This is a genomic window from Marinobacter sp. (assembly GCF_044799475.1).
Taxonomy (GTDB): Bacteria; Pseudomonadota; Gammaproteobacteria; order Pseudomonadales; family Oleiphilaceae; genus Marinobacter.
This window is the reverse complement of record NZ_CP085217.1, coordinates 2,892,089-2,904,135: the sequence shown is the minus strand read 5'-3', so window position 1 is coordinate 2,904,135 and position 12,047 is coordinate 2,892,089. Positions and strand designations below refer to the sequence as shown.

The window sequence follows — 12,047 nt, the reverse complement described above, 5'->3', positions numbered from 1 at the left end:
CTCTGGCCAGACGGCCGGTACGTAGGCTTTTTCATCTTAACCGCAATACTTCGACAGCTGCCGTTTGTATCGGTTGAACTGCCCTTCTGAGGGCTTCAGCTCGTAGACCTTCACGATCCTGACAAATCTGCTCACGTACTGACATTTGCCAGCTGGCGGAAGCCATTCCTCCGGGCCTCTAGCACCCTTCTGCCTGTTTAGCGACAACTCCGCACTCCATAGATTTACCGGGTCATTCGCGAATTTCTCACGCTTTGCCCTGGACCAGTTATCGGCTCCGTGATCCCAGGCCCACTTGAGCGGAACCACATGATCAATGTCGATCTCGCTGCTGTTCTGGATCACGTTGCCCGTGAATGGGCTGATCCAACGTCCGGTCACGACACGGCACCGTCGCTCTGAGGCAAACCGAACAGGTGTGGTAGACAGGGCTATCAGAGCCTCTGCACGGCTATCCTGGCAATCCCCATCGGTATCACTCCAACCATGGCCAAATGCCGCCCGCTCGTAGGACTGAGAGCTGGCCTGTGGTGACTGGGCCGCCTGTTTAACGGCCAACCTTGCGGGCAACCGTCCGCCACTCGCCAAGCAAGCCTCAATGGAATCAAAGGGTCTGAAGTTCCTGGTTCGCTCATAATAGGAACTGACCGGGGGATGGCAGATGCCGGAGGAGGTCTTCTTGACCGTGTCGGCGCCAACCAGTCCCGGTACTATGAGTAGCGTTAGAGCCAGTAGTAAATGCTGGAAATAGCCCAAATGCCTATTCTCTCCTTCAAGTGGTAACCGTTTAAGGGCACGGCGTCATTTCAAAGCCTGCAGCCGGCTGCAGCCTGTGTAAGACAAATCCTACACGCCTTACAGAGATGTCCGCTTACCCGGCTTAGTCGGGAAAGGGAAAATACTGGTGAGTCGTTTGATCAGGATGATCAGGACTCACCGCCGGCAGGGATGCCTGGCAACCGCGACACCTGCCCAGTGGTGTGACTGCCGGAGAGAGTTCCGGACCATCTATCCTGTCTTGCTCAATCATCAAAGCCAAGATTCTGCCTTGCGGTTAATACCGCTCGTCCTGTGGTGTTTGTGATTACTGTCCTCGAACTCTGAATCTTGAGCCTGCGTCCCTTCCCTGCTGCCACCTGATCCAGTCGGATCAAATCAAACTCAAGATGGGAGTGACGGGTCAATTGAAATAATTAGACTTTCAGCCGCTTTATTTTATCCGTCCCTGACAAATCCGGGCTAGCATGTCGAGAGGTTAGTGGTCGATGCTGGCCAAATAAGAATTTGTGTGGCGGACTATTTGAAAATCGACCAAAGCAACAAAATGAACAAGCCAACGAACACCAGTGTGTACGGATTCTCTGTTCCGGCATCGGCGGCCAAGATGATGCCAAGAGTCGCTAGTGTCCCGTCCGGGTAATCCATTTATTTATTATCAATAATGCTCAGTTTTGCTCGTGCCACTGAAGTCATAATCGATTCTGCACTTTTGTGCCACCGGAAAGGCTTGGCCAGTTTCTCATTATGGGTCTTTATATAACGGCGAATCGCCGTCTTGAGTTCGCCCACACTGGTAAAGATTCCACGGTACAAAGCGCGGCGTTCCAGCTGACCAAACCAGCCCTCCACGGCATTCAGCCAGGAGGCGCTGGTTGGTGTGAAGTGGAGCTTGAACCGGGGATGTTTCTCCAGCCAGGCTTTCACCTCTGGTGTTTTATGAGTCGAGCTGTTGTCCAGAATCAGATGAAGATCCTGCTCTTTCGGTGTTTCTCGATCAATTTGTCGCAGAAAGTCGAGAAACTCTTTGGCGCGGTGGCGTTGTGTGATGCGCCCAATCACTTCGCCGTTCAGGATATTCAGAGCCGCGTATAAACTGGTCGTACCGTGCCTCTTGTAATCGTGGGTGCGGCGCTCGATCTGGCCCGGTTTCAGTTGGAGCTTAGGCTGCGTTCGGTCCAGTGCCTGGATCTGCGTTTTCTCATCAACAGACAGTACCAGGGCGTTATCTGGCGGATTCAAGTACAGGCCAACGACATCGAAAACCTTTTCAGCAAAGTCCGGATCATTGCTTATTTTGAAGGTTTTCAGCCGGTGCGGTTTCAGGTCAGCGGCTTTCCATATCTGGTGCACTTGCCAGCGACTGACGCCGGCATATTCGGCCATTAGCCGCACGCTCCAGTGGGTTGATTCCTTGGGCAGCTTTTTTACCGTGTCATCGAGAATTGCTTTAACCTTCTTCTGGTCCAGCTTTCTGGGTTGTCCAGGTCTTGGAGCGTCCTGAAGACCGGCCAGGCCTTGTTCGATGTAACGATTGCGCCACTTGAATACAGTAGCCGTCGTGGTTTCCAGTCGCTCAGCCACGTTTTTGGGAGATTCACCGGCATTCAGAGCCAAAACGATCCGTGCTCGCTGGACGAGATTCTGGCTCAGCGTGCTTGTTCGCAACCAGCTTTCCAGTTCCAGTTGATCGTTTACCGTAAGGTCAAAGGGTGCTGGTTTCCGGGCCAAAATTGAGTCTCCAAGCTCGTGAATAACAGCTTGAATTATAGCACATTTCCGCTTAGGAATTACCCGGACGGAACACTAGCGCACCTGCTATGAGGATTCTCATTTGGTCGATTCCTCCTGACCATCAGAATTAAGAAAGTTGCCATTCCCATCGATATGACTCAGGACCTTCCCGTTCAATGTGTAACCACCGCTTTTTTCTAGTCGCAGTTCAAGTTCCCACTTCACCGATGTTAAACGCCCTGCCTGTTGTATCAGGGGCCAAGGGATGTGAAGAACCTCGAAAACACCACACTCCCGACTTACGGCACATAGATGAAAGGCCGTCGCAAGGTTCGAGGCAGAAGTTATGTACACATTTTTTGATTTGGGCCTGGCACAAGCTGTGGACACCAAAAAATGCCGGCCATGCTTGATCGCATGAAAATCGAAGGGCTCCGTAATGTCAGCAAAAGCACAGGCGTACCCGGCTGCCTTGAACAGGCCAAAGCAGATATAGGCGACGCCCTCGGCCTTATCGCTATAGGCACGCTGTTCGGTGGACTTGGGGGCGTCCGTAATGCCAAGCGCGAGCCAGCTCTCATCCACTTCCAGCAGTGCAGCCAGCTGTGAAAGGAGCTGGGGCCGCGGCCTGCTCTCGCCGGTAAACCACCGCCGCACTGCCTCCTGACTGATGCCCAAGCGCGTTGAGAGCCATGTCTGCTGTCCCTTCCCTTGGGACGGGACATGTACATTATTCTCGCAGGCAGTTTGAAGCCTCTTCGCGAAATCGCTGTGGTCTGCCATCAAACTACCTCAATATTAACGATTGTTGACCACTGAGCCTGATTTATCCCCAGCCAACAATCTCAGTATCAACATGGCAAAGGCTTTCTGGCTCTTCTCATTTTCAAGGACTTCCATCGACAGCTTTTCGTTGTCATTCATCGAATCCAGAACCAAGTCTGTCAGGCGCTTCGGAAACAGGCCATGCATCACCTGTTCAGTTGAGTGATTATCTACCTGAGCCATGACAGCCTCATCCCGGCGAACACGGTCGGCAATACCCTTCGCAAAGTAAAGCTGGTCCTCGTCACTGACCTCAGCACCAAAGATGTCATTCAACTTCTCGATGATCTCAGACAGCCGCTTCTTCTCGGGATCATACGGCTTACCCGTTCCAACCCCGGTGATCGGATCCAGTCCTTCTGGATCGTCTTCACCTTCCAGTCTGAGTTCATGTTCTTTGCGCTTCGTAATGCGGTAATGGGTCAGCTCCAGTTCGGATATGTCGATCTCCTCGTCATCCTGAATCTCCTGTCTCAGCTGGGGTACCAGGTGCTTGGCAAATACACAGAGCTGTTCCAGTTCCGGATCCTCAAAGAATACGATCTGGGACAGGAACTCGTAGGCACGGACGAAACTCGTAAGGTTCTTCTTGAACAGGTCGAGGCGATCCAGCCCTTCCCCAATCTCCTTCAGTGTTGCATCTGCCTGCTTGAGACCTACCGTGTTGCCTTCAGCTTCCGCCTGCTTCCGGGTGGCCCTCACTTCATTCCGTTCATCACGCAGGAGCTTGTAGCGTTTGTTGAAACGTTCCCGGGCCGGCTGACAGTAGTAGCTGAGTTTGGATGACTCCGCCTTGGGATCAAAAAAGGCCCGGGCGAAGGCCACGACTTCATCCCAGTGGTAAATCTGCTCGTCGTCCAGGGCTTCCTGCAGGTCGAAGACCACCCGGGCATCGGAGACACCGGTCAGTTCCGCCTTGTTGTAGTAGGGCCGGAATGACTCCAAGACCTCCTCGGAATCATTGACGAAATCCAGAATGAAGGTTTCCTTGCCCGGGAACAGGCGGTTCAGTCGGGATAGCGTCTGGACGCACTCAACGCCCTTCAGCTTTTTGTCCACATACATGGCACACAGCTTAGGCTGGTCAAACCCCGTCTGAAACTTGTTGGCCACCAGCATCACGTTGTACTCACTGGTATCGAACGCTTTGGCATGGTCGCGGCCATTCAGCCCGGGGTTCAGCAGAGAACTGGTTTCGGTGACTTCTTCCGGGATCTGGTCATCCGGCGGCAGGCTGCCAGAGAAGGCAACCAGCGGATGCACGTCCTGATAGCCCTGTTCCTTGATAAAGGCCTGCATGGCGAGCTGGTAGCGGGCCGCTTCCTGCCGGCTGCTGGTCACCACCATAGCCTTGGCCTGACCATCCAGCAGATGCCTCACGTTCGCCCTGAAGTGTTCGACGATGATCTCAACCTTCTGGCTGATGTTGTGAGGATGCAGGCGTACCCACCGGGCCAAGGTTGTTCGAGCCTTTTTGGAGTCTACCTCCTCATCTTCCGCCTCCCCGTGAGCCAGCTTCCAGGCCACCGAGTAGGTGGTGTACCGCTTCAGTACATCCAGAATAAAGCCTTCCTCGATGGCTTGGCGCATGGAGTACACATGGAACGCTTCGGGCTTGTTGGTCTCACTCCGGGGCTGCGATGGATCCGGCTCACGGCCAAATAGCTCCAGGGTCTTGGCCTTGGGTGTCGCCGTGAAGGCGTAGTAACTGATCTGCTGACTAGGCTTACGGGCTGCTACCGCTGCATCCAGCATCTCCTCGGCACTGATCTCCTCGCCTTCTGGCATCTCACCACCGAGGATGGCCTTGAGCTTGGTCGCTGAGGACCCGGTCTGGGAAGAGTGAGCCTCATCCGCTATGACGGCATACCTTCCGGCGGCCAGCCTGGGGTGTTTATCCAGGGCATCGAACAGCGCCGGGAATGTCTGGATCGTGACGATGATGATTCGGGTCTGTTCAGCCAGGGCCTCAGCCAGCTGTTCGGATTTGCTCTGATTGCCCAGATCCCGGGAAATCGGCCTTACCACGCCCTGTGCGTGCTCAAACTGGTAGATGGTGTCCTGGAGCTGACTATCCAGCACCGTACGATCAGTGACCACGATGATTGAGCTGAACAGCTTCTGGCCCTCCTCATCGTACAACTGAGCCAGCTGATGGGCGGTCCATGCAATGGAGTTGGACTTGCCGGAACCCGCGCTGTGCTGGATCAGGTAGCGTTTGCCAGCGCCCTCTTCCCGAGTGGTCTGAATGAGCTGATTCACTACATCCCACTGGTGATACCTGGGGAAGACCAGTGTTTCCTTCGTTTTCCGGTTACCGAAGAAGTCCTCCTCGGTTTTCCTCTCCAGATGCAGGAAACGACCAATCACCCTGAGCCAGGCATCCGACTGGAACAGTTGTTCCCACAGATAGGCCACCGCGTAGCTGTTTTCATCCTCGGCTCTGGGGTTCCCTGCACCCCCGTCGGCGGTACCCTTGTTGAATGGCAGGAAGAAGGTGTCCTTGCCGTTGAGCTTGGTGGTCATGGCCACCTCATCCTGGCTCACCGCAAAGTGAACCAGAGCCCCACGCTTGAACGTCAGCAGCGGTTCGGGTTTGCGCGTCAGTGGATCTTTGACCGGGCGGTCTTTCTTGTACTGGCGCTTGGCATGGTCGACCGTCTGCTTGAACTCACTTTTCAGTTCCAGTGTGGCCGTGGGAATCCCGTTCACAAACAGAACCAGATCCAGCCGGGGGTTGTACTCCCCTTCCCTGGCATGGGGTGAATAGGACACCTCCTCTACCACACGCAGCCGATTGGCCTGGTACCGGCGTTCGGTATCGGGGTTCATGCCATGATCGGGCTTAAAGCTGCACAGATCGATCTTGACCCCCGGCAGTTTGAAGCCGTGACGCAGAACATCGAGTGTGCCCTTCTTCTCCAGTTCCCGGACGGTTTTCTGAGTCAGCACCTTCTCAGGGTTCTGGGGGTTACTCTTGCATAGCTTCTCCCACCGATCCGGCCACGCTTCCTGGAAATAGCCCACCAGGTCTTCCGTGTAGACGGCATTGACCCTGTCGTACTCCGAAGCCTTGCCCACCAGCCAACCCTGGGCACTCAGGGCCGTGATGATGTCGTTCTGGAAGACTCTTTCGCGGCTGTCCGCCATGACTAACTGCTCCATGTCGCAGTCGGGATACACCCAACTTGCTTATTGTTCTGTGGTTCCAGCGGTGGTTTTCAGATCCACCTGATCACTCTGCCAAGCCCCATAGGTAACCTGGCTGTCCTTCAGCCGCCATTTCTTTCGGCCGTTCGTGTTGCGGCCAGCCACAACAGCAGCGGCTGCACTGGGACTGTTGAACTCATAGTCCTTGGTGAACAGGCGCTTCCCGTCAACTTCGTCGCCTAGCACACCATCTTTTACCAATTGATCGAACAGGTTGCCGTAGCCATTGTTTTTGGCTGTCCATTTTGGACGAGTAGTTGAACCTTTCAGTACCACAAAGCTGCCGTCGATCTCTTGGGCCTGAGCTTTGACACCAAACGTAGGAAGCTCCATCTCAAACAACGTTTTCCCTTCTTGGGAAGACGTAGAGTGCGAAGCTGTCGGATCTCTCAAGAAATCGAAACCCAATACGGGAAGAATGATTCGGACCTGTTCGATGAAGAAAGCCATATCCGCCAAGTCAGACTCTGGAAGCACCGAGTAATCGTGGGCAGTGCCGTTCATCAAACCACATCGGCCAGATTGCTTGGCGATCGCGATAAGTTGGCTTTCCAGATACTTAACATGGGATTTGGTGAGGTTCTGGTCCTTGCTGGTGATGAGGCAGACACGCTCCCAGAAGTCCTTTCCCCCTTGGTCCTCGGGGCGGTTGTGCTGTTTCAGACGCTTGGCTACGTCATCAGACTCACCAATGTAGACCAAGGGACGCATGGCGTTGTCCGGGTCTGGCCCCACGAGGAAGTAAATCCCCGTTCGACCACACTCTGGGCGCTGCACCAACTCTGTCAGCTTCGTGCGAGGCCCCGTCAGGGCATGGCCTGTCCAGTTCATGATCTCGGCGGTCAGCAGTCCATTGGGTGAGCCATCCACCAGAAACAACCGGATGCCGCGGCCATGACTCACGCGGTGGTCTCCAGCCCAGCGTGACGAACTTCTTCATCAAAAGCGCTTTCATCCGCAGGTGGCTGCCAATCTCGCACATCAATCTTGCCGGTGACCGCTGCAGAGATCAGGGCGGAGCGGCGCTCTCTTAGAATTCCAGCCATGGCAGACGCTTGCTCGGTTAAGCTCTGAAAAGAAGTTAATTCACTCTGAAGTTGATCAACAATTCTTCGCTGTTCATCAATTGGTGGCAGGGGTATCCAAACATCTTTAACGTAACCACAGTTCAAGTGAGGGTGGAGCGCCCCCGTTTGGATAGACAAGAGAGTGTTCTTACCATATGGCGAGTTCAACACCCACGATAGGTAATTACCGTCCAGAATTGGCTGAATTGCAGAGACAACAATGAGTGCGTGGCAATTACTGCCAGCGAACTCCCTCGTCACAACAGCAGATTGTCCGATATCACCAGTTTGTACAATTAGGACGTCACCCTCTTTAAGGATGGATTTTGAGTGATCATTACTCCATTCTACCGGCACGAAGTATGGCTGATTAAACCGGATTTCATTGTTTTTTATGTGGAGAGACTGGAGATAACGAACTCCCTCATCAGTAAATAGCCCCCTCGTCGGACCTACGTAGCCATTTGTGATTTTGTCAGTAATTGTAGATAGCTTCCGGATCTCCCAATGCGCCGGCACCTCACCAAGCCACTCCACCCCTGAGTCCTTCATGGGCACATCCGGATCCAGACCCTTGGTCACCGCATGTGAAATAACCGCCTGACGCTTTTCCTGAAGCAGCTCAATCAGGCGTTCCTGTTCACGGATCAGGGCGTCGATTTTGGCGGTTTCGTGGTTCAGGAAGCGGGCAATTTGTCTACGCTCCTCGCATGGCGGAACACAAATCAGAAAATCTGAGACCTGCTCAAAGTTGAGGCCCTCACGAGCTGCGCCTGTCTGATTGATGTCCACTTGACTCTTTGTGGCTGCTGACGTCATCGCCAAAGAAACCCATTTTGCATGTGATTCCGGCTGCTCTAGCCGAATAACACAAACGTGTTGGTTTACATTTGCAGGTAAGAAGCCTGCAGGAACAAGGCATGTCCTACCAATTGAGGCCCCAGTAATGTTCAAGAGAACATCCAATGGCTTCACACGAGACCAAGCCATTTCCTTATCCATTGACTCACTAATGAACACAACATCATCTAGCCTAAGCCCATCATCGTGAACATTTTGGCTTCTGATAAACACAACGCCACTCGGCACATAGGTCTCAGCCCCTCCGGTCGGAGTTTTCCCGCTTCCTATTCGACTGGAAATATAACTGAGTTTCGTAACCTCCCAGTGCGCAGGAACGTGCCCAAGCCATTCGCTGCCTGAATCCTGATATCGCGGATAGCTAGGAAAACTCACGCCGACAACTCCTCAATCATCTGCTTGATCCGGTCGGTACACTGCTTCAGATCGGCATCAATCTCCTCCAGCGGCCGGGGAGGCGTGAATTCATAGAAGTGACGATTGAACGGTATCTCAAAACCAACGATACCCACTTCTCCGTCCTTGTCATCCCGCTTGGATTCGTCGATCCAGGCATCCGGCACATGGGGCTTCACTTCCCGTTCGAAGTAGTCATACACAGACTCGCCCAGCGGCACGTTCTCATTATCCCGCAATCCAGCATCCGGCTCTGGGTTACCTTTGCTATCGGTGCAGACTTCCGCATCCGGGTCACGTTCACTCAGGGCACTAAGCAGAACCTTCAGCTGCGGGGCACTCAGGTAAACCTGGCGGTCGGTTAATGAGGACTTCAGGGCCTTCTGAAACTGCTTACGGTGACGGTATACCGTGTCAGCACCCACGGCCCGGCAGGCGGCTAAGACCTTGTCCTGGCCGTCCTGAGCCATCTTCTGGAGCGCCTTCTCCTCCAGCACACGCTCCAGGCGTTCTTCTGAGGCCTGGAAGTTCAGCCTCAGCGGACGTTCCACGGTAATTCGGCGGTAGCCGAAGGCATCCACCGGGAAGATCTTGCTCTTCTTGGTTTCCTGGAAGTCCCCGTACATGCGGACGATCTCATCCTGATCGGGCTCACTGACCAACTGGCGCTTGCTTCCCAGTGACTTCCGCATTTTGCTGGCTCGGTCAGTGGCATCAATCAGCTGAACCAGTCCCTTACGTTTGGCCGGCTTGTTGTTCGACAGGATCCAGATGTAGGTGGAAATGCCCGTGTTGTAGAACATATCCGTAGGCAAGGCGACGATGGCTTCCACCATGTCGTTTTGCAGCAGGTAACGCCGGATCTCGGACTCACCACTGCCCGCACCACCGGTAAAAAGGGGACTACCATTTAGGATGATACCAATGCGTGAACCACCCTCACGGGGATCCCGCATCTTGCTTACCAGGTGCATCAGGAAGAGAAGCGAACCATCAGAAACCCTCGGGAGGCCCGGCCCAAAGCGCCCGTCAAAGCCCCTGTGCTTATGCTCGTCGGTCACCTGCTTCTGAACCTTCTTCCACTCCACACCAAAAGGAGGATTGGATAGCATGACATCAAAAGTCTTTCCGGCCAGTTGGTCATCGGAGAGCGTGTTGCCCAACTTGATATTGGTGATGCCCTGCCCCTTGATCAGCATATCCGCCTTACAGATCGCGTAGGACTCAGGGTTCAGCTCCTGGCCATGCAGCGAGACGGTGACGCCTTGGCTGATCTGCTGGATGTACTCGTCACCTTCCGACAGGAAACCACCGGTGCCAGCGGTAGGATCGTAAATGGTGACAATGTTATTTGGCTTGAGCTTGTCATCCTGTCCAGTAAGAACCAGGGATGTAGTCAGGTGAACGATGTCCCGGGGTGTGAAGTGTTCCCCTGCTGTCTCATTGGAGCTCTCAGCAAACTTCCGGATCAACTCCTCAAAGATGATACCCATACCGAAATTACTGATGCGCTTTGGATTGAGGTCAAAGCTGGCGAACCTCTGCACCACCTGGTAGAGAAGGTCCTCAGAATTCAGCTGCTGTACAAACTCATCAAAATGGAAGTGTTCGAAGATCTCCCGGGCATCTTTGCTGAATGACTGAACGTAGCTCATCAGATCTTCTGCGGTCTGGCTGTCCGACAGTGTTGCCAGGGTAAGTGGAGATGCGTTGAAGAACTCATGACCACTGGCCCGCAACAACAGCTGTTCCCGCACTGCATCAGGCTTTGTCTGATGCTCAGTGGTGGCTGCCAGCACCTTGTCCTTCGTCGGAGCCAGTACACACTCAAGGCGCCGCAGGATCGTGAACGGCAGGATCACCCGACCGTACTGGCTCTGCTTGAAGTTGCCGCGTAACAGATCAGCCACTGACCAGATAAAAGCAGCGGTCTGTGAGTGTGTGATTTTATCTTCGGTCATCCAGGGGAAACTCCGTTGATTCAGCGGTTCTCCGGGCTCGCAAGAGGATTGGTTCCAGAGGCCACGGAGAACTGGTCAGGATAGTTTAGTACAGAGCCAAAGAACAGGTGCTGGCCCCAACCGTCATTAGGCGTGCGAATCCTGAGACTCCGGTTGGATTCAATGGTGGCAACCACTGAGTAGAATAGGACGCCGGGACCGTGTTCTCTTCTGTGACCTACAGTTTGCATATTCAAGCCGGGCAGAGTTGAGACTGACTATTACTTGAATTGCCCTTTTATAACGCACTTCCATTTGGTAAAGACATTAATTTAACTTGTCACTGTAGGGGTCGATCAATTACAGGCTCGGAGCATACAATTGATTTACCAATTAAAGGGAGTTTAGATTAACTATTAAAGAGTACTAAAGTGGCATTAAAATAATCCCCTAGCACTCTCTTATTTATTTTATGTAAATTATATTAATTAGACATAGGGCAGTTTCGGTTACCGTAAATAACTTTCACCTCGCCATCACCATACTTACAAAAAATTTTATCAGCATCCATACCTGTACCAGACCACTGATCCATTAAAGGTGATGCAAATGCTAATGCTGACCAAAAAATCAGTAATGATGTGAATAAAATTACGATTTTTTTCATTTAAATCTCCGTGCCCAGTTAAATGACAGGCTACGCGCTGGGGCAATAACGCATAACAGTGATCAGACCGATTTTTGGGGTATAGCAGAAAAGCACGATCCATATACCACTGTGTATTGCTTCCCATAGGCCCAAAGCTTGTAAATCCAGAGCAGCGTAGCCTATTCCGCCTTACGTGACCATGCGATCGGCCTGTCATCTCACAGTACACATCCAGCTGCTCGAGCACTCCCGACCAGAAAGCCTTGAGCTGGCCTTGGGGCGCGTGACTGTCCTTGCCTGCCGATCCACCCTGCAATTCCAGAAAGTCCGTGACCGATAGGCTACCTGTCCCCTCAGCGAAACCGATACACAGCCGATACACTGACCGTCACAGCATACAAAGTTGTAGGCCCGTCATGAGCGTCGTCCAGAGAAAGTCGAGAAGTTCCACAGACTTCTACAGCCGGGATACTAACTTATTGAAAATAGGGAATGACGACGATATGTACCCGATACTCTAGCGCCTTGAGTTGCCAATGACCCAAACAGTATGGCTAGCAGGTTTGTCCTCATCCGTAAGTCAACCCA

The 12,047-nt window shown here is 53.2% G+C and carries 8 protein-coding genes; all 8 read right to left on the bottom strand.

Going from position 1 to position 12,047, the window contains the following annotated elements; genetic code table 11:
- Nucleotides 1-36 precede the first annotated feature (36 nt).
- Nucleotides 37-345: a DUF1524 domain-containing protein gene (locus LG327_RS13410; protein ID WP_404369421.1), complete on the bottom strand. Its 309-nt coding sequence runs from the start codon at nt 343-345 to the stop codon at nt 37-39.
- Between the two features lie 1,080 nt (nt 346-1,425).
- Nucleotides 1,426-2,508 carry an IS630 family transposase gene (locus LG327_RS13405; protein WP_404362558.1) on the bottom strand — a complete coding sequence of 361 codons (1,083 nt, stop codon included), beginning with the start codon at nt 2,506-2,508 and terminating at the stop codon, nt 1,426-1,428.
- 99 nt (nt 2,509-2,607) lie between these two features.
- Nucleotides 2,608-3,294, bottom strand: coding sequence for a helix-turn-helix domain-containing protein (locus LG327_RS13400; RefSeq protein ID WP_404362556.1), 687 nt, complete (start codon nt 3,292-3,294; stop codon nt 2,608-2,610).
- A gap of 15 nt (nt 3,295-3,309) precedes the next feature.
- Nucleotides 3,310-6,486 carry a type I restriction endonuclease subunit R gene (locus LG327_RS13395; protein ID WP_404362555.1) on the bottom strand — a complete coding sequence of 1,059 codons (3,177 nt, stop codon included), beginning with the start codon at nt 6,484-6,486 and terminating at the stop codon, nt 3,310-3,312.
- Nucleotides 6,487-6,528: 42 nt separating this feature from the next.
- Nucleotides 6,529-7,449, bottom strand: coding sequence for a GIY-YIG nuclease family protein (locus LG327_RS13390; RefSeq protein WP_404362554.1), 921 nt, complete (start codon nt 7,447-7,449; stop codon nt 6,529-6,531).
- Nucleotides 7,446-8,849 carry a restriction endonuclease subunit S gene (locus tag LG327_RS13385; protein WP_404362552.1) on the bottom strand — a complete coding sequence of 468 codons (1,404 nt, stop codon included), beginning with the start codon at nt 8,847-8,849 and terminating at the stop codon, nt 7,446-7,448. The genes LG327_RS13390 and LG327_RS13385 overlap by 4 nt, the downstream gene beginning before the upstream one ends.
- Nucleotides 8,846-10,831 (bottom strand): N-6 DNA methylase, encoded by a 1,986-nt coding sequence (locus LG327_RS13380; RefSeq protein ID WP_404362551.1) that lies wholly within the window; start codon nt 10,829-10,831, stop codon nt 8,846-8,848. The genes LG327_RS13385 and LG327_RS13380 overlap by 4 nt, the downstream gene beginning before the upstream one ends.
- A gap of 463 nt (nt 10,832-11,294) precedes the next feature.
- Nucleotides 11,295-11,477, bottom strand: coding sequence for a hypothetical protein (locus tag LG327_RS13375; protein WP_404362549.1), 183 nt, complete (start codon nt 11,475-11,477; stop codon nt 11,295-11,297).
- Nucleotides 11,478-12,047: the final 570 nt, after the last annotated feature.

Bases quoted from the DNA above. Each gene is read 5' to 3' on its own strand.
- LG327_RS13400 (WP_404362556.1), bottom strand. From the start codon at position 3,294: ATGGCAGACCACAGCGATTTCGCGAAGAGGCTTCAAACTGCCTGCGAG.
- LG327_RS13395 (WP_404362555.1), bottom strand. From the start codon at position 6,486: ATGGCGGACAGCCGCGAAAGAGTCTTCCAGAACGACATCATCACGGCC.
- LG327_RS13380 (WP_404362551.1), bottom strand. From the start codon at position 10,831: ATGACCGAAGATAAAATCACACACTCACAGACCGCTGCTTTTATCTGG.
- LG327_RS13375 (WP_404362549.1), bottom strand. From the start codon at position 11,477: ATGAAAAAAATCGTAATTTTATTCACATCATTACTGATTTTTTGGTCA.